The following is an 18,998-nucleotide window of genomic DNA, read 5'->3' as shown; positions in this document are numbered from 1 at the left end:
TCAGGCTACGAAGCCGTCTGCGATCTCCAGCACCTCGTCCAGGATGGCCAGCCCGGCTTTGGCGTCTGCAACGCTCGTGTTGCAGGGCGGCACCACATGGATGCGGTTGAAGTTGGCGAACGGCAGCAGGCCCCGCGACTTGCAGGCGGCAACGAGTTTATTCATTTCCGGGCTGGAGCCGCCGTATGGTGCCAGCGGTTCCCGGGTTTCCCGGTTCCGGACGAGCTCGATGGCCCAGAACACGCCGACGCCCCTGACTTCACCGACAGACCGGTGCCGCTCAGCAAAACCGCGAAGCGCCGGCCTGATCACCGTCTCACCCAAGGTGGCTGCATGCTGGACCACCCGCTCATCCTCCATGGCGTTAATAGTGGCCACGGCAGCCGCTGTAGCCAGTGGATGGCCGGAATAGGTCAGGCCGCCGGGATAGGCCCGTTGCCCGAACGTGGCAGCGATCTCCGGACTAATCGCCACGCCGCCAAGGGGGACATAGCCGGAATTGACGCCCTTGGCGAAGGTGAGCAGGTCCGGCACGACGTTGAAGTGTTCCACCGCGAACCACTTGCCCGTACGGCCGAAACCGGACATCACTTCGTCCGCGATCAGGACGATGCCGAAACGGGTGCACAGCTCACGGACGCCCTCGAAGTAGCCCGGCGGGGGCACGTAAATGCCCGCCGTTCCGGGAATGGACTCCAGGATCAGTGCTGCGATCGTGGACGGGCCCTCCAGGCTGATGAGCTGTTCCAGGTGGGCGAGTGCACGCTGGCTCTCCTCCTCCGGGGTGGTTGCGTGGAAGGCCGAGCGGTACAGGTACGGCGGGAAGAAGTGGACCGTTCCGGTGCTGCCGTTATCGCTGGACCAGCGCCTGGGGTCGCCGGTGAGGTTGACCGCCAGTTGAGTGCCGCCATGGTAGGAGCGGTAGGCGGAGAGCACCTTGTGGCGGCCCGTGTGCAGCCTTGCCATGCGGACTGCATGTTCGTTGGCATCGGCTCCGCCGTTGGTGAAGAAAACCTTGTCCAGTTCCCCCGGCGTCCGTTCGGCGATGAGGCGGGCCGCCTCGGAGCGGGCATCGTTGGCGTAGCTGGGAGCGATCGTGCACAGCTTGGTGGCCTGCGCAGCGATCGCGGATACCACGGCGGGGTGCTGGTGGCCGATGTTGGTGTTCACCAGCTGGGAGGAGAAGTCCAGGTATTTGTTCCCGTCGCCGTCCCAGACATGGGATCCCTCGGCAGCTGAAATAACCATGGGATCGAGCAGGTCCTGGGCGGACCAGGAGTGGAAGACGTGCTTGCGGTCCAGTTCGTAGGCCCGCCTGGCCTTGGCACTGTCTATCTCGGGCAGCGGTCCGGACTCGATGGTTGAGGTCATGGCTTTTCCTCTCTTAGGTTGGGCGCCTACGCGTTCTGCGGGAAGCCGAGGTTGATGCCGCCGTGGCTGGGGTCCAGCCAACGGGACGTGACCGCCTTGCCGCGGGTGAAGAACCCGACGCCTTCCGTGCCGTGCGCGTGGGTGTCGCCGAACAGCGAGTTCTTCCAGCCGCCGAAAGAGTAGTAGGCCATGGGAACGGGAACCGGGACGTTGATTCCCACCATGCCCACTTCCACTTCATTCTCGAAGCGCCGGGCTGCCCCGCCGTCGTTGGTGAAGATTGCCGTGCCGTTCCCGTAGGGGTTGCTGTTGATCAGGTTGAGCGCCTGCTCATAGGTGTCCACGCGGACCACGGACAGGACCGGGCCGAAGATCTCGTCCTGGTAGATGGACATGTCCGGCGTCACGTTGTCAAAGAGCGTGGGGCCCACGAAGAAGCCGTCGCCTTCGGCGTCCGCGGCGATGTTCCGGCCGTCGACGACGACTGTGGCACCGGATGCTTCGCCGGCGTCGATGTAGCCGGCCACTTTGTCGCGGTGCTGGGCGGTGACGAGCGGGCCCATGTCGCAGCCGCGCAGTCCGTCGCCGGTGCGAAGTGCCGCGGCGCGCTGGGCGATCTTTGCGACGAGGTCTTCGGCGATGTCCCCCACGGCCAGGAGGGCGGAGATGGCCATGCAGCGCTCTCCGGCGGAACCGAAGCCCGCGTTGATCGCGGCGTCCGCGGCCAGGTCAAGGTCCGCGTCAGGGAGGACAATCATGTGGTTCTTTGCGCCGCCGAGGGCCTGGACGCGCTTCCCGTTGGCCGTAGCGGTCTGGTAAACGTATTTGGCGATCGGCGTGGAGCCGACGAAGGATACGGCCTTGACATCGGGGTGGTTCAGCAGGCCGTCAACGGCGACTTTGTCGCCGTGCAGGACGTTGAAGACGCCGGCTGGAAGGCCCGCTTCCTTCCAGAGTTCCGCCATCCAGTTGACGGCCGTGGGGTCCTTTTCGCTCGGCTTGATGATCACTGTGTTGCCGGCCGCGATGGCGAGCGGGAAGAACCACATGGGCACCATGGCCGGGAAATTGAAGGGGCTGATGATGGCTACGGGACCAAGCGCCTGGCGGATGGAATGAACATCGACGCTGGTGGAGGCGTTCTCCGTGTAGCTGCCCTTGAGCAGGTGCGGGATGCCGCAGGCGAACTCAACGACCTCCTGGCCGCGCGTTACTTCCCCCAGCGCGTCATCCAGGACCTTGCCGTGCTCCGAGGTGATGATGGCTGCGAGCTCGCCCTTCCGGGAATTGAGCAGCTCCCGGAAGGCGAAAAGGATCTGGGTGCGGCGGGCAAGGGAGGTGTCCCGCCAGGCAGGAAACGCCGCCTTGGCAGCTGCCACGGCTGCATCGCATTCCTCGCTGGTGGCCAGCGCCACCTGTCCCGTGACCTTGCCGGTGGCAGGATTGGTGACCGGAGCGGTGTGGTCGCCGACCGGGACGTAGCTGCCGTTGATCCAGTGCTCGATGATGTTCAAAGTTTCTCCTTGATGGGCGTGCAATGCGTCCAGTCTTTCGGGGAGCCGGCGCCGGGCGTAAGGGACGGTGTGTAAGGCAAATCACAGGATCGTTTACACTTTGTAAATGCTCCCCTCGGTTCGTGACGTCCTTGCGTTGCCTGTGCTTCAGAACGGCGCCCTCCAGCTCCTGGGCAGTTCCAGCCGGTTGGACCTTCCTGTCCGCTGGGTGCACGTCAGCGAAGTGCTGGACATTTCCGGCCTGCTTGCCGGCGGGGAACTGGTCCTCACTACCGGCCTGGAATTGGAAAAGGAACCCGGGCTGACAGCCTCATTTGTGGCGTCGCTGGAACAGGCGGGAGCCGCCGGCCTCGTCGTCGAACTCACCGGCAAGCGTGAGCGCAGCCTGGCCGCGCTGCGGAGGGCGGCGCAAGGGACCACCCTGCCGGTTGCCGTGGTGCAGCGGCGGGTCCGCTTCGTCCAGGTCACGGAGGTGGTGCACCGGATGATTGTTGCCGAACAGCTGGAACGAGTGGAACACGCGCGCGACGTCCACGAGGCTTTCACGCTCCTGAGCCTGGAAAATGCCGGGACGGAGCTGGTGGTGGAAAAGGCGGCTGAGTTGATCGGCGCTCCGGTGGTCCTGGAGGACCTGTCCCACCTGGTCCTTGCCTTTTCGGCCGCAGGCCACCCGGCAACCGAGCTGCTGGAGGACTGGGAACGGCGGTCCCGCACAACCCCCTCGCCGGCCGGAACGGCGCGCGCGGGAGCCGAGGACTGGCTGCAGACTCGGGTGGGACTGCAGCGGCAGCTTTGGGGAAGGCTGGTAGTTCCGTTCGGAGTGGACGATGACGGCCTGGCGGGGATGGTGCTCGAGCGTGCGGCACAGGCGCTGGCGATTAACCGGCTCGCCGAAAGGGACCGGCGGGAACTTAGCCAGCAGGCGCAGGCGGGCCTGCTCAATACGCTCCGCCAGCCGCGCGGCCTCGATGAAGCCGAGGCACTGGTCCGGGCAGGAGCCCTGGGCTTGAAACGTTCCCCGCTGTATGTCCCCGTGGTGTTCCGTAGCGTCGGCCGGCAGGCACCTGCCCCGCCGGGGCCAGGATCAAGGACCGGTTCATCGACCCGCGACCCGCTTGCCGGCCAGGAGGAGGAGCGGGTTCTCCTTGAGCAGCTGGGCCGCGCCCTCAAGTCCATTTCCGGCACAGCCCTGACAGCCAGCATCCACTCCGGGTCGGTGGGGATGATCCTCGCCTTGCCGGCGAAGCAGTTGGAAGACCCTACGCTGCACCGCCTGGCCAATGCCCTCGACCGCCAGCCGGACAGCGTCTCACCGGGGTGGAACATCGGCGTGGGCCAGGTACGTTCAACGCTGCTTGATGCAGCGGCCGGGATTGATGAGGCAGCGCATGTCGCGGAAACCTCAGCCACCCTGCGCGGTGCCCGGAAACCTTTCTACCGGGCAACGGACGTGCGCCTGCGTGGGCTGCTCGCACTCCTGCGGAATGACCCGCGCGTCCAGCAGTTCGTGGAATCCGAGCTGGAGGGCGTGCTGCAGGCCGAAGCGCATGGCCAGGGAGGGCACCTGGACCTTCTGGCGCAGTACCTTGACTCGGGCGGCAACAAGGCAGCCATGGCACGCAGCGGCTATCTCAGCAGGCCCACCCTGTATGCCCGGTTGGCGCGACTCGAGGAGCTCCTGGGCCTGGACCTGGAGGATGCCGAATCCCGCACTTCACTGCACGTGGCGCTGCTCGTCCACAGGCTTCGGACGGTCTGAACCCATGGCATCGCGGACCTAACGGACTTCAAAGGCGGCTCGTGCCGCAGGATATGGATACTGACTGATGGCCAAGCCATTCACCCTCACGCAGCTGCGCTATTTCTCCGTGGTTGCCGAGCTCGAAAACATGACGGCAGCCGCCGAACGGCTGCTGGTGACGCAATCCACGCTATCCACGGCGATCGCCCAACTTGAGTCAAGCCTTTCCACCCAGCTCTTCGTACGGCTGCACACCCGCGGGTTGCGCCTCACACCCTCCGGCAGGCACCTTGCCCAGGACATCAAAGTGCTGCTGGAGCACGCGGATTCCCTGTATGAGTCTGCCCGCGGGCTTGCGGCCGGCCTGGTGGGTGAACTGAAAGTCGGTGTGTTCGCGCCGCTGGCACCGTTCCGTCTCCCTGCAATCTTGCAAACCTTCGAGGTGCAGCATCCTGGAGTGGAGGTATCCTTCCTGGAGGCCGACCTCGCCACCCTCCAAAGCGCCCTGCTGGACGGCCAATGCGATGTCGCGCTCATGTACGGCCTGGGCTTGGGCCGAGGTTTCACCTACAAAGTCCTGGACCGCGTTCCTCCCCATGTCCTGGTGCACGCAGCGCACCCGGCTGCCGCGCGCCCGAACCGGAGCATTGCGCTCAAGGACCTCGACGGCGAACCTTCCGTGGTGCTGGACCTTCCCCACAGCCGCGAGTACTACGAGCAGCTCTACGCGCTGGCCGGCGTCGTCCCCAACGTCCGGCACCGCTTTGCCGGGTATGAAACGGTGCGGTCATTCGTGGCGAAAGGCCATGGCTACGCCATGCTTAACCAGCGGTTGAACAACGACATGACCTATTCCGGCGGGAAGGTGGTGGTGCTGGCACTGACGGACAACTTTCCGCCCATCGAGGTGATGCTGGTCCGGCCCGAAGGGGTGCAGCCGACGCGCCGGACTTTGGCATTCGAGGAAACGTGCCGCCGGGTATACGGATCGGCAGGACCATTGACGGAATCTATCGAGTAGTCCAGATCAATCAATTGGACAGATGTGGAATGGATCACACACAGTAGATCCAGCGCGGGTCGCAGCAGGGTTCCCGGAAGGGTCAAGCCCTTCCGGTCACGGCGTGCACAATCCCCTCCGAACGCGGGACAACCATGTTGATCAAAGGAGATTCAGTGGTTCAGATCCACCCTCAACCCCAGCAGGCACCCGAAGCAGTCTTGAGCGCAGCAGCAACCGGTGCTCCCGTCCTTGAAACCGGCACCCACAGCGCTCGCCCGGGCATCACCAAGATGCAGAAGCGCGTGCTGTCCGGCGGCAGCATCGGGCAGTTCATCGAGTTTTACGACTTCACCCTCTACGGCCTCACCGCGGTGATTTTCTCGCAGCTGTTCTTCCCCGGCACTAACCCGGTAGCGGCTATGCTCGCCACCTTCGCCACTTTCGGCGTCGCCTTTGTAGTCCGGCCCATCGGCGGCCTGTTCTTCGGCGCCCTCGGTGACAGGATCGGCCGGCGCCGGGTCCTCACCATCACCCTCGTCGCCATTGGCGGGGCCACCGCCCTCATGGGCATGCTGCCCACCTACGGCCAGATCGGTGCCTGGGCGCCGGCGCTGCTGGTGCTCTGCCGCCTCGTCCAGGGCTTCTCGGCCGGCGGCGAGTCCGTGGGCGCGCCGTCGTTCGTCTTCGAGCACGCCCCCGTCAAGAGCCGCGGCTTCTGGCTCAACATCACTATCGCCGCCACCGCGCTGCCTTCCGTAGTTGCCGGGACCCTGATCCTGATCCTCAGCAGGTCCATGGCCAACGAGGACTTCATGGCCTGGGGCTGGCGCATTCCGTTCCTGCTGGCACTGCCGCTTGCGCTGTTCGGGGTCTGGATTCGGAGCCGCACCGTGGAGAGCGATGCCTTCAATGAGGCCCAGGCCAGCCGGACCAAGGAGTTCAGCCCCGTCCGCGAAGCCTTCCGGGAGAACAAACTGCGGATGGTCCAGGTCATCTTCGTCATGGGCCTGACGGCGATGGGTTTCTACTTCCTCTCCGCCTACTTCGTGTCCTACGTACAGACGTCGGGCGGGCTCAGCCGCGAACAGTCCCTGATGGTCAACGCTGCCGCGCTGGCGCTCTACGCCGTGCTGCTCCCCTTGGGCGGCCGCGTTGGCGACCGCTTCGGCCGAAGGCCGATGCTGATCGGCGGCTCCGCCGTCCTGGCACTGGTGTCCGTGCCGTGCTTCATGCTGGTGACCAGCGGCAGTCTGCCACTCGCGCTTCTGGGCCAGTCTCTGTTCGTTGTGGCGCTGTGCATTTACGGCGGCGGCTGCTACACGTTTTTCGTAGAGATCTTCACCACCAAGACCAGGTTCACCTCGGCGGCCATCAGCTACAACGGCGCCTACGCGCTGTTCGGCGGCACCGCACCCTTCATCGGCACCGCCCTTGTGGGAGGCAGCGGAGTACCGCACGCGCCGGGCTTTTACATGGCAGCCGCGGCCGCCGTCGTACTCCTCCTGGTGCTGTTCACCAAGGTGCCGGAGACGCGTGGCCGGATGGGCTAGAAGCTCCCCACCTTCCCCCCCACAGCAATACACAAAGGACTTTCCTATGAATTCAGCAGCTTTCCTGACCGATTTCCATCACGTGGCCACCATCGGCGCCACGGCGAACAATGGCGTGGACCGCCAGGCGGCAACCGCCGAGGACGCGCTCACCCGCGAGTGGTTCGCCGCCTGGGTGCAGGACGCCGGGTGGGAACTCCGGGTGGACGGAATCGGCAATATGTTCGGGCTGCTGGAGTGGGTGCCCGGGGCGCCGCACATCATTATCGGTTCTCACCTGGACAGCCAGCCGCTGGGAGGCCGCTTCGACGGCGCCTACGGCGTGATTGCCGCGCTGCACGCGGCACGCAGGTTGGATGCGGAAGTTGCTGAGGGAGCGGAGCTGCCGCAGTTCAACCTGGCGGTGGTGAACTGGTTCAACGAAGAAGGCGGGCGCTTCGCACCCAGCATCATGGGCAGTTCCGTGTACGCGGGCCTGCTGGACCGGGAAAAGATGCTGGCAGTAGGGGACCTGCAGGGGACCACCGTCCGCGAGGCCCTGGCAGGCATCGGGTACCTCGGCACGGCCGAGGCCCCTGATGCCGCCGGCTACGCCGAGATCCACATCGAACAGGGCCGCATTCTGGAGCGGGAAGGCATCAACATCGGCCTGGTGGACAGCAGTTGGTACACCCAGAAGCTGGACATCGAAGTACTGGGGGAACAGTCACACACCGGTGCCACGGCCATGGCCGACCGGCACGACGCGTTGGTGGCCGCCTCCAAGATCATCCTGATGGTGCACGATGTCACCAAGGACTTCGCGGACGAGGCGATCGTCTCGTCGGTGGGCCAGTTGACCCTGGAGCCGAACTCACCCATCGTGGTGGCCCGGCGGGTGCATCTGGTGGCGGACCTGCGTTCAGGCGACCCGGACATCGTCAAGGCAGCCCGGGCCAAGCTCCTGAAGGACATCGACGTGCTGGCACGCGAACACGACATCAAAGTGAACGTCAAGGACTTCGACATCCGTCCCATCCGGCGCTTTCCCGAGGCCGGACTGGAATTGGCGGACAAGGTTGCGGCCAACCTGGGCCTCTCCGCACGGCGGATCCAGACCATGGCCGGCCACGATTCGGTGGCCATGAACACGGTGGCCCCGTCGGTGATGCTGTTCATCCCCAGCGTGGACGGCGTCTCGCACTGCGAGCGGGAGTTCACCACCGACGCCGACATGGTGGCCGGGGTGGACATGCTCACCGGGATTGCGCGCGAACTAGTTGCCGGTGCCTTGGCCGAAACGCCTGCTCCGTCCGCGGCCGCCCTCGCATGACGGAAATGCACTACCTTGACGCGTCCAGCGCGCTGAGGCTGTTCCGGTCGCGGGAGCTTTCGCCGGTGGAACTCCTCGACGCGCTGATAGCAAGGACGGAAGCGGTCAACGGGTCCATCAACGCCCTGACCGAAACGCTGTTCGACGAAGCCAGGCTGGCCGCCAGGCAGGCGGCCACCCGCTACGCCCGAGGCAGGGACCTTGCTCCGCTCCTGGGTCTTCCGGTGGCCGCTAAGGAAAAGCACGGGCTCCGTGGCCGAACTCTCTCGCAAGGGCTCCTGGCGAAAAAGGGCGAGGTTGCGGCTGCGGACCATCCCGTCGTCGAACGCATCAGGCACGCGGGCGGCATTATCCATGCCCGCACCACGACGCCCGAGTACAGCTGCGCCACGGTGACCCACAGTCCGTTGTGGGGCGTCACCCGGAATCCGTGGAACCTGCAGTACTCCCCCGGCGGCTCGTCCGGCGGTTCGGGGGCGGCACTGGCGGCCGGGCTGGCGCCGCTGGCTACGGCTTCGGACATTGCCGGCTCAACCCGGCTGCCGGCGTCGTTCACGGGAACTGTTGGCTTCAAAGCCCCCTATGGGCGGATTCCCGGATTGGCTCCGCTCTCCGCGGACTACTACCGCGGCGACGGGCCCATGGGCCGGACCGTGGCGGACACGGCGCTGCTCGCCAACATCATGGCGGGAAGGCATCCCGGCGACCACACGACGCTGGCGGGCACACCCCGACTCGACCACGGGCCGGGGGCCGCGGACGCCGCCGTCGGCATGCGGATCGCCCTGTGCGTGAGGCTGGGCAACTATCCTGTGGCCGCGGACGTGGAAGCCAATACCCGCGCCGTGGCGTCCGCCCTGCGGGGGGCGGGGGCCGTGGTGGAGGAAATCGACCTTCCTTGGACCACACAGCTGATCAGCCGGACGATGTTCACCCACTTCGGCTATCTGCTGGGACCGGCCATGGAGGACGAGACTGCGGGCACCACGGACATGCTCGCCTCCTACACCCGGCGGTTCATGGCTGACGCCCGGCGGGCAGCGCAGCAGAACCGGTTCCTCGACGGCGTGCGCGCGGAGACCCGCATCCAGGTTGAACTGGCCGCGGCGATGGCGGGGTTTGATGCCCTCATCTGCCCGGCCTCCGCAGTGGCGTCGCTCGATGCCGACGGCGACTACCTGGACGGCATCGATCTGGACGGAACCGGCGAGGCTTCCGGGCACCTGGAGCACTATTGGGAGGGCCACATGACCGCGCCCTTCAACATCGCTAACCGCTGCCCCGTGTTGGCCGTGCCCAGCGGAACCGCCGACTGCGGCATTCCTACGGGCGTGCAGATTGTGGGTCATCCGTTCGACGATGCCACGGTCTTCAAGGTGGGTGGCGTGCTGGAGGCCGTCCGGCCGTGGCACGGGCGGCGGCCGGAGTTCCTGGCCGGCTGAAGCCCGCGGCGCTGCGGGCATAGCTGGCGCAAAAAACCATGCGGGTGCCGCGTGGGAGGATGGAACACGTGGCCCATATTGACGTTTCCGGTATCGATTACTTCCTCTCCGATGGCACGCAGCTGCTCAACGGAGTGACCTTCAAGGTTCCGGACGGCACCAAGACTGCCCTGATCGGTCCCAACGGCACCGGCAAAACCACCCTTTTCCGGATTATTGCCGGGGATTTGCTGCCGGACGAAGGCGTCATCGGCCGCTCCGGATCCATGGGCATCATGCGCCAGTTCGTGGGCCAGGTCCGGGACGGCTCCACGGTCCGCGACCTCCTGGTGTCCGCAGCTCCGCCGGCCCTGGCCGCAGCGGCGCGCGAGGTGGACGATGCGGAGCTCGCCATGGTGGAGAACGACGACGAGCCCAGCCAGATGCGCTATGCCCAGGCCATTGTTGATTGGGGTGACGCGGGCGGGTATGACGTTGAGACAGTCTGGGACGAGGTGTGCATGGCCGCGCTGGGACTTCCCTTTGACCGCGCGCAGCACCGCCCGGCGTCGAGCCTTTCCGGCGGCGAGCAGAAGCGCCTGGTGCTTGAAGCCCTCTTTGCCGGCCCCGACGACCTGCTGCTGCTCGACGAACCGGACAACTACCTGGACGTTCCCGGCAAGCGCTGGCTCGAGGACAAACTGAACGAATCCAAAAAGACGGTCTTCTTCATCAGCCACGACCGTGAACTGCTGAACAACGCCGCGGGACGCATCGTGACGCTGGAACCCGGCATCAACGGCGCCGGCGCCTGGATCCACGGCGGCGGCTTCGGCTCGTACGTGGAGGCACGGGCGGACCGGAATGCCCGTTTCGAGGAACTGCGCAAGCGCTGGGACGAGGAGCACATCAAGCTCAAGGAACTCGTCAACATGTACAAGAACAAGGCAGCCTTCCGCTCCGACATGGCCAACCGGTACCACGCAGCACAGACCCGCCTGGCAAAGTTCCTGGAGATCGGCCCGCCCGAGGCACTGCCGATCGAGCAGAACGTCCAGATGCGGCTCAAGGGCGGACGAACCGCCAAGCGTGCCATCGTTGCCGAGACACTGGAACTGACAGGCTTAATGAAGCCGTTCTCCACCGAAGTGTGGTTCGGTGACCGGGTGGGCGTCCTCGGATCCAACGGTTCAGGAAAATCCCACTTCCTCCGGCTGCTCGCCACCGGCGGCACCGATCCGGAGCGCGAGCACCTGCCCGTCTCCGACGTGGAAATCGCCGAAGTGCCGCACGAGGGCACGGTCAAGCTTGGAGCCCGCATCCGCCCCGGGTTCTTTGCCCAGACCCATGTCCGGCCGGACCTCCTGGGCAAGACGCTGCTGGAAATCCTGCACCGCGGAGACGAGCACCGCTCCGGCCTGGGCCGCGAGGCAGCGGCCGGGGCGCTGGACGGCTACGGCCTGGCAGGACAGTCGGAACAGAAGTACGAGTCACTCTCCGGCGGCCAGCAGGCGCGGTTCCAGATCCTCCTGCTGCAGTTGAGCGGTGCGACTCTGCTGCTCCTGGACGAACCCACGGACAACCTGGACCTGCACTCCGCGGAGGCACTGGAGCGGGCCATCGACCACTTCGAAGGCACCGTCCTCGCCGTGACGCACGACCGCTGGTTTGCCCGGACCTTCGACAGGTTCCTGGTGTTCGGGTCCGACGGCAAGGTGTACGAGTCGCCGGAACCGGTGTGGGAGGAGAAACGCGTGGAGCGCGCCCGCTGACCCCGACGCTCTCTCACTTTCTGCGGCTTTTTTGCCATCGCTCTCTCACCGGTGAGAGAGCGATGGGAAATTTCCCGCATTAAGTGAGAGAGCGTCTAATGATCAAATGATCAGAAGTTGCTATCATTTGATCATGAAGACGGATGATCGGCATCGCACCATTGCCGAAATGCTCCGGCGGCGCCACGAGGTAACAGTGGAGGAGCTGACGGTTGCCTGCGACGCGTCGGGGGCGACGATCCGGCGTGACCTTGAGATCCTGGCAGCGAACGGCGTTCTCCGCCGGGTCCACGGCGGAGCGCGCAGCCTCATTGTGCGCGGCGAAAATCCAGGTTACGGCCAGCGCGAGCTGGAGGACCGGGACTCCAAGAAGCGCATCGCAGCCGCCGTGGCAGGCCTGCTGGTTGACCGTGAACATGTCTGGCTGGACAGCGGCAGCACCGCCACGGAGGTTGCCCGCGCCTTGTCCGCGAGGGAACTGACCATCATGCCGATGTCACTCCGGTCCCTCAACGTCCTCGCCGGTGCCGACGCCGCAGGTACCCGCCCTGCCTTGCTGCTGCCCGGCGGCAGCCTGGTCCCGGGCGAGCTGAGCTTCCGCGGCCCCATGGCTGAATCCAATATCCGTTCCCTGCGCTTTGACACGGCCGTCATAACACCCTGCGCGGTGGACCTCAAGGACGGCCTCCTGGCCCACGACATCGATGACGCAGCCGTGAAACGCGCTGGCCTGGAATCCGCCGGACGCGTGGTGGTGGCTGCCTCCGCATCCAAATGGGATGCGCAGGCGAGGGCGCTGGTCTCCGGACTGGAACGGGTGGACGTCCTGGTGACAGACAAGAAATTCAGCGCCGAAGAGCGCGCACAACTCGACCAAGGTTCCCTGGAAGTAGTGACTGTATGAGCATCAATATCCGTACCTCGGAGGACTCCGGACTAAAGGCTGCCGCGGCCGCCACCTTCGTGGTCTTTGGCATCAACGGCCTTGTCTTCGCCAGCTGGGCCGCCAGGATCCCTGCCGTCACGGAGATCCTGGCCATCACCTCCGGGCAGATGGGCACGCTGCTGCTGTGCACCGCCGTGGGATCACTGCTGGCACTGCCCACCGCGGGACTGGTGGTGGGCAAGATCGGAACCGCCAACACGGTACGGTTTGGCGGGCTCCTGGCCGCCCTCGCGGGGGTGGGCATCGCCTTGTCGCTCTCCGTGGCATCGCTCCCCGGCACGGCAATCGCGCTGTTCTTCTTCGGCATAGCCATCGGCCTGTGGGACGTGTCCCAGAACATTGAAGGTGCCGACGTCGAGCATAAACTGCGGCGCACCATCATGCCCCAGTTCCACGCGGCATTCAGCGGCGGCGCCTTTGTGGGCGCCCTGATCGGCGCCGGCCTTTCCAACCTCGGCATCGGCCTGCCCCTGCACCTGCTGGTCATCGCCGGCATCGTGGTTCTGGTGACGCTGACCGCGCCCCGCTACTTCCTTCCGCACATCTCAACGTCCACCCCGGACGGTGAACCGAAGCCGGCAAAGGGCCCGTCAGCATGGCGTGACAGCCGGACCCTGCTCATCGGCGTGGTGGTCCTGGGAGCCACGCTGACGGAGGGCGCGGGCAATGACTGGATTGCGAAAGCCTCCGTGGACGGGCTAGGCACCTCCGAGTCCACCGGTGCCTTGATGTTTGCCCTCTTCGTCCTGGCGATGACGGCCATGCGGTTCCTCGGCGGCCGGGTCATCGACAAGTACGGCCGGACTGCCGTGCTGCGGGCCAGCATGGGTGCTGCAGCATTGGGGTTGTGCCTTTTTGTGCTTGCCGGAAACGTTTGGCTGGCGGCCGTGGGGGCGGCATTGTGGGGTGTTGGGGCCGCGCTGGCCTTCCCCATGGGGATGTCGGCGGCGGCGGATGATCCGAAACATGCTGCAGCCAGGGTCTCCGTTGTATCAACCCTTGGCTATATCTCGTTCCTGGCAGGACCTCCCCTGCTGGGATACCTCGGCGACCTCACCGGCATCCACCTCGCGCTCCTGGCCATCCTTGCGCCGATCCTCCTGGCCCTGCTCCTTGCGGGGGCAGCCAAACCCCTCAAGGCGGAGTAGCAAAACTTCCAGCGCGTGCCGCGGACCCGCGTGCAGCAGCGCGATAGGGTGAGTGGATGCAGAGCAACTGGCGCCGAAGCCATCGTTGGATCAGTCGGCTTGATAGATACCTGCTAAGGCATATTTCGGACCTCCCTGGCGGAAACCACGACGACTTCTTCCGGCGCCTCTCCGCCTCCGCCAACCACGGCAAGCTCTGGATGGGCGCCGCGGCGGTGATGGCGGCCTTCCCGGGGCGGACGCGCCGCGCGGCACTGCATGGACTCATAGCCCAGGCTGTGGCATCCGCCGTCACGAACGGCATCTTCAAGACCTTGCTCCCCCGAACCCGGCCGCTGCCGGAGCACCTTCCGGTGTTCCGGTTCGTCCACCCCCAGCCCACGAGCTCGTCCATGCCGTCCGGACACTCGGCGTCGGCGGTCGCGTTTGCCGTAGGGGCAGGACTGGTCCGGCCCGCCGTTGGCGCAGTGCTGGCTCCCGTAGCCGCAGGGGTGGCGTACTCACGCATACACACCGGAGCCCACTGGCCCTCCGATGTCCTTTTCGGCTCTGCGCTTGGCGCCGGGGCTGCACTCGTGACCCGACACTGGTGGCCGGTGCGGCCGCCCTTTCCCCAGGTTGGACGTACCTGGACTGAGGCGCCGGAACTGCCGGGCGGCCAAGGGCTGAGCATCGTAGTGAACACCCTGGGGGGATCCTTCACCGAGGAGACAGCCGCGGCGCTGCAGGAAGTATTCCCTGAAGCGCATATAAACACCGTCCATCCGGAGGAGAACCTGGTCGAGGAGATCCGGAAAACAGCGGAGTACCCCGGCACCCGCGCGCTCGGTGTGTGGGGCGGGGACGGCACGGTTGGAGCGGCCGCCGCTGCCGCCGTCGAAAGATCCCTCCCCCTGCTCGTCCTCCCGGGCGGGACGCTGAACCACTTCGCCCGGGACGCCGGAACCGGGAGCCTCAAGGAGGCCGTCGCCGCGGCGTCGAGGGGCGAGGCCGCCATGGCCGACGTCGGGATCGTCACCGTTGAAAGAGGCCTCGCCGGCAATCCGGAAACGGCGCAGCTGACCATGCTGAACACGTCCAGCGTGGGCCTGTACCCGAACTTTGTCCGGCGCCGAGAGCAGCTGCAGCCCGCCCTTGGAAAACCGCTGGCCGGCGTGGTGGCAATGTTCCGCACGTTCGCCGCCGGCACTCCCACCACCCTGACTGTCGACGGGAGGCGGCATAAAGTGTGGATCGCCTACGTGGGGCGGGGCCGATACTATCCGCGGGACCACGCGCCCCTGCTCCGGCCCGTGATGGATGACGGCGTCCTGGACGTCCGCATGATCACGGCGGACGAGTCCTTCGCCCGGCTGCGGCTGCTGTGGGCAGTGCTGACCGGTACCGTCGCAACCTCGCGCATCACCCACCTGTCGGAAGGCACACGGTTGCGAATCGACGCAGGCGGGTCACCCATGGCCCTGGCAGTGGACGGCGAGGCGCTGGCCGGCGTGCGCAGCGCGGAGTACACCGTCCGGCCCCAGGCGCTTGCCTACTACTCTCCCCACCCCTAGTCATTCCTGGGCCGGTCATCCAACGGGACTACCCTGATCTGCCCCTGAATCATCCCTGAGACGGGCGAAATCCAGCCGTGCCGTGGGTAGCGTGGTGCCTACCAGTCTTCTGAAGCGCATCCCGCAGTGCACAGCTGCCGTCCTAAGGAACATCCATGATTGAGGCAACAGGGCTGACCAAGGTCTACGGCGACAAAACCGCCGTCGACAGGGTCAGCTTCACAGTCCAGGCAGGCCGCGTTACCGGCTTCCTGGGCCCCAACGGAGCCGGCAAGTCGACCACCATGCGAATGATCATGGGGCTTGACCGGCCGACGTCGGGATCGGTCACCGTGAACGGCCTGCCCTACGTCCAGCACAAGGCACCCCTCCGTGAAGTGGGGGCGCTGCTCGATGCCAAGGCGGTCCACACCAGCCGCAGCGCCTACAACCACCTGCTGGCCATGGCTGCGACACACAGTATTCCCAAAACCCGGGTACACGAGGTTATTGAGATGACGGGACTGGACGCCGTGGCACGGAAGAAGGCCGGAGGCTTCTCCTTGGGGATGGGCCAGCGGCTGGGCATAGCGGCAGCCTTGCTGGGGGATCCGCAGACCCTCATCCTGGACGAACCCGTCAACGGCCTGGACCCGGAGGGCGTGGTCTGGGTGCGGAACCTGGTCCGCTACCTCGCAGGGCAGGGACGCACGGTGTTCCTTTCCAGCCACCTGATGAGTGAGATGGCGCAGACCGCCGACCACCTGATTGTCATTGGGCGCGGCCGCGTGATTGCCGACGCACCCATCCGTGACATCATCACCGGCAAGGGGCAGGCGCGGGTCCGGGTGCGCACCGATGAACCCGACCGTCTCTCCCAGCTGCTCGCCGGCCGGGGCGCGTCCATCGACGTCCCGGAGCGGGAACTGCTCGAAGTAACGGGCCTCGAGCCCAGGACCATCGCGGCCGCCGCCCTGGAAAACCAGGTCATGGTCTACGAACTCACGCCGCTCGTCGCCAGCCTCGAGGAGGCGTACATGGAACTGACCAAGGACGACGTCGAATACCACTCCCTGCCCGCCGCGGAGGTAAGCAAGTAATGAGCGTAACCACCACTGAACCAACGTCTTCGCCCGACCCCTCATCGTCCGCCGGAGGCCGCAACGTCCGCGCCGGCGGACGGTCCCTGCCCGGCCCCACGTTCTTCCGGGTGCTCAACTCGGAAGTCATCAAATTCCGCAGCCTCCTTTCCACGCTGATCCTGCTCGCTTCCACCGCGGTGGTCATGGTCGGGTTCGGCGCGCTGTCCGCATGGGGGACGGGCCAGTTCGCTGACGCGGCCACAAGGGATCCGCAGGCTGCGGCGCGGATGGCATCCCAGGGCGGCGACCTGGCGGTCAGCGTGCCAACTTCCGGCATCGCCTTCGCCCAGCTGATCCTTGGTTCCCTCGGTGTGCTCCTGATGAGCTCGGAATTCACCACCGGAATGGCGCGGTCCACCTTCGCGGCCGTGCCCAGGCGGCTTCCCGCGTTCGCTGCAAAGCTCGTGGTGGTCATGGTGACGTCGTTCGTGGTTACCGCCGTATCCACCTGGGTGGCAGGGCTGGTGGCTGTGCCCATCCTGGACAACTACGCCCTCACGCTGGACCTTGGCAGTTCCCAGTCGGTGAAGCTCCTGCTGGTCAACAGCATCTATGTGGCCGCCGTGGCCGCCATCGGAACGGCCCTGGGCACGCTGATCAGGAATTCCGCCGGCGGCATCATGAGCCTGGTGGGCATCTTCTTCGTGGCACCCATTGCCTTCCAGCTCATTCCCGGGGACTTCTTCAAGGAGGCCCGCAAGTACCTGCCTGGCAACACCGTTGAGCCCCTGACGGCCGCCCAGCATGTTCCCGACACCCTGGAAGCCTGGCAGGCGGCACTGGTCCTTGGCGCGTGGGTTGTCATCCCCGTCCTGCTCGCTGCAGTCCTGCTGAAGCGGCGGGACGTTTAGCGGCCAACCAATGCTCACCCCGAAGACAGGGACAGCGCGTGGTTTCGGGCACATTACAAAAGTGCATGGCAGGAAACTTTGTTTGCCTCTGATGGTTCCTGCTTGGAGGCACGTCCTGTTGGAAGCAATAAGATCTGTTGGAGTGCACAAAGCAAGGTGCACAAGGGCCGACCTAGGGTGAAACGACGATGTGGTGCATCACACGGTCCCCCGGTGGTCCACCAAGGCGCATCGCTCAACCCATGCTATTTCCCAACAGGACGGCGCTTCCATGCATGCTGACCAGCAACTCTCAAAGTCCCTGAAACCCAGGCACCTGTCCATGATCGCCATCGCCGGCGTCATTGGTGCAGGTCTTTTCGTCGGCTCGGGTGCCGCCATCCAGCAGGCCGGCCCCGGTATCCTCGTCGCGTATGCTGCCGCGGGCCTGGTGGTCATCCTGGTAATGCGCATGCTGGGGGAGATGGCCGCGGCAAACCCGGAAACGGGCTCATTCTCCACCTATGCGGACAAGGCACTGGGCCGGTGGGCAGGGTTCAGCATCGGCTGGCTCTACGCGTGGTTCTGGATCATCGTCCTGGGCATCGAGGCCACCGCAGGCGCAGCCATCATGCACCGCTGGGTGCCGGGCATTGACCAGTGGGTCTGGGCCCTGGTCCTCATGGTGCTGCTGACGCTCACCAACCTGGGCTCGGTGAAGTCCTTCGGCGAGTTCGAGTTCTGGTTCGCGTCCATCAAGGTGGCGGCGATCGTCCTCTTCCTGGTCTTCGGCGCCGCCGCCATCCTGGGGCTCATCCCCGGTGTCCCGGCTCCCGGCCTGAGCAACCTGATCAACAACGGCGGCTTCATGCCCAACGGTCCGGGTGCTGTCCTGGCTGGAATCCTCGTGGTGGTCTTTTCCTTCTTCGGCGCCGAGATCGCCACCATTGCCGCCGGTGAATCCGAAAACCCCGTGGACGCCGTGAAGAAGGCCGTGAAGTCCACCGTATGGCGCATCCTGGTCTTCTACATCGGCTCCATCGCCGTGGTGGTCACCCTGCTTCCATGGAACTCTGCCTCCGTGGCCAAGAGCCCCTACGTAGCGGTCATCGAACTGTTCGGCATCCCGGGCGCCGGAACCATCATGGACGTCGTGGTGCTGACCTCCGTTCTGTCCTGCCTGAACTCCGGGCTCTACACCGCCAGCCGCATGCTGTTCTCACTCTCCACCCGCGGTGACGCGCCGCGGGCATGGACCCGCATCTCCCGCCGGGGCGTTCCCGCTGCCGCGGTCCTGGCCTCCACCGTGGTCGGCTTCATCACGGTGGGCCTGAACTACATTGCCCCGGACACGGTGTTCCTCTTCCTGGTCAACACCTCCGGAGCCATCGCGCTGTTCGTCTGGCTGGTCATCTCCGCCTCGCAGCTGGTCCTCCGCAGGCGCATGGGAGCCGCAGCAAAGGACCTGCAGCTGAAGATGTGGCTTTTCCCCTACCTCACGTGGGCAGCGATCATCAGCATCGTGGCCCTGCTGATCGGCATGGTGATCGTGGAGTCCACCCGGGAATCCCTGCTGCTTTCGATTGCACTGGCCGCCGTTGTGGTGGCGGTGGGCGTGCTGCGCTACCGTCGGAAGGGCCCGGCCACCGCAGGCCGGCCGGACGTGGCAACCGAGGCCGAGCCGGCACCTGCCGAGGAGGCCCGGCGCTAGACTCG

General features: G+C 65.7%; 14 protein-coding genes. 12 read left to right on the top strand and 2 right to left on the bottom strand.

Annotated features, from left to right (window positions below):
* Both SMD14_RS20140 and SMD14_RS20135 read right to left on the bottom strand, forming a co-directional pair.
* Complete coding sequence (locus SMD14_RS20140) at window positions 1-1,371, bottom strand: aspartate aminotransferase family protein (RefSeq protein ID WP_321214831.1); 1,371 nt, start codon at window positions 1,369-1,371, stop codon at window positions 1-3.
* A gap of 26 nt (window positions 1,372-1,397) precedes the next feature.
* Window positions 1,398-2,885 (bottom strand): CoA-acylating methylmalonate-semialdehyde dehydrogenase, encoded by a 1,488-nt coding sequence (locus SMD14_RS20135; protein WP_321214830.1) that lies wholly within the window; start codon window positions 2,883-2,885, stop codon window positions 1,398-1,400.
* 106 nt (window positions 2,886-2,991) lie between these two features.
* Here SMD14_RS20135 and SMD14_RS20130 point away from each other — a divergent pair, with 106 nt between their 5' ends.
* From SMD14_RS20130 to SMD14_RS20075, 12 genes are all read left to right on the top strand, one after another.
* On the top strand, window positions 2,992-4,644 hold the full coding sequence (locus SMD14_RS20130) for a PucR family transcriptional regulator ligand-binding domain-containing protein (protein ID WP_321214829.1): 1,653 nt from the start codon (window positions 2,992-2,994) through the stop codon (window positions 4,642-4,644).
* A gap of 67 nt (window positions 4,645-4,711) precedes the next feature.
* Entirely contained in the window at window positions 4,712-5,647 is a 936-nt protein-coding gene (locus tag SMD14_RS20125) for a LysR family transcriptional regulator (protein WP_321214828.1), read from the top strand.
* Between the two features lie 200 nt (window positions 5,648-5,847).
* The gene (locus SMD14_RS20120; RefSeq protein WP_321214827.1) at window positions 5,848-7,179 is read left to right on the top strand and encodes an MFS transporter; all 1,332 of its coding nucleotides are present in this window, start codon (window positions 5,848-5,850) and stop codon (window positions 7,177-7,179) included.
* 46 nt (window positions 7,180-7,225) lie between these two features.
* The gene (locus SMD14_RS20115) at window positions 7,226-8,491 is read left to right on the top strand and encodes a M20 family metallo-hydrolase (protein WP_321214826.1); all 1,266 of its coding nucleotides are present in this window, start codon (window positions 7,226-7,228) and stop codon (window positions 8,489-8,491) included.
* A 5-nt stretch (window positions 8,492-8,496) separates the two neighbouring features.
* Window positions 8,497-9,933: an amidase gene (locus SMD14_RS20110; protein WP_321214825.1), complete on the top strand. Its 1,437-nt coding sequence runs from the start codon at window positions 8,497-8,499 to the stop codon at window positions 9,931-9,933.
* Window positions 9,934-10,001: 68 nt separating this feature from the next.
* Window positions 10,002-11,684 carry an ATP-binding cassette domain-containing protein gene (locus SMD14_RS20105; protein ID WP_321214824.1) on the top strand — a complete coding sequence of 561 codons (1,683 nt, stop codon included), beginning with the start codon at window positions 10,002-10,004 and terminating at the stop codon, window positions 11,682-11,684.
* A gap of 133 nt (window positions 11,685-11,817) precedes the next feature.
* On the top strand, window positions 11,818-12,588 hold the full coding sequence (locus SMD14_RS20100; protein ID WP_321214823.1) for a DeoR/GlpR family DNA-binding transcription regulator: 771 nt from the start codon (window positions 11,818-11,820) through the stop codon (window positions 12,586-12,588).
* Window positions 12,585-13,778, top strand: a complete 1,194-nt coding sequence (locus tag SMD14_RS20095; RefSeq protein WP_321214822.1) for an MFS transporter — start codon at window positions 12,585-12,587, stop codon at window positions 13,776-13,778. Before SMD14_RS20100 ends, SMD14_RS20095 begins: the two co-directional genes overlap by 4 nt.
* 56 nt (window positions 13,779-13,834) lie before the next feature.
* Window positions 13,835-15,331: a phosphatase PAP2 family protein gene (locus tag SMD14_RS20090; RefSeq protein ID WP_321214821.1), complete on the top strand. Its 1,497-nt coding sequence runs from the start codon at window positions 13,835-13,837 to the stop codon at window positions 15,329-15,331.
* A 155-nt stretch (window positions 15,332-15,486) separates the two neighbouring features.
* A complete protein-coding gene (locus SMD14_RS20085; protein WP_157240182.1) occupies window positions 15,487-16,410 on the top strand; it encodes an ABC transporter ATP-binding protein in 924 nt (307 codons plus the stop codon).
* Entirely contained in the window at window positions 16,410-17,303 is an 894-nt protein-coding gene (locus tag SMD14_RS20080) for an ABC transporter permease (protein ID WP_321214820.1), read from the top strand. The genes SMD14_RS20085 and SMD14_RS20080 overlap by 1 nt, the downstream gene beginning before the upstream one ends.
* A gap of 271 nt (window positions 17,304-17,574) precedes the next feature.
* Window positions 17,575-18,993 (top strand): amino acid permease, encoded by a 1,419-nt coding sequence (locus SMD14_RS20075; protein ID WP_157240186.1) that lies wholly within the window; start codon window positions 17,575-17,577, stop codon window positions 18,991-18,993.
* The last annotated feature ends 5 nt before the right edge of the window (window positions 18,994-18,998 follow it).

It is taken from the genome of Pseudarthrobacter oxydans, from assembly GCF_034258515.1.
Lineage (GTDB): Bacteria > Actinomycetota > Actinomycetes > Actinomycetales > Micrococcaceae > Arthrobacter.
This window is presented reverse-complemented; position numbering and strand designations above follow the sequence as displayed.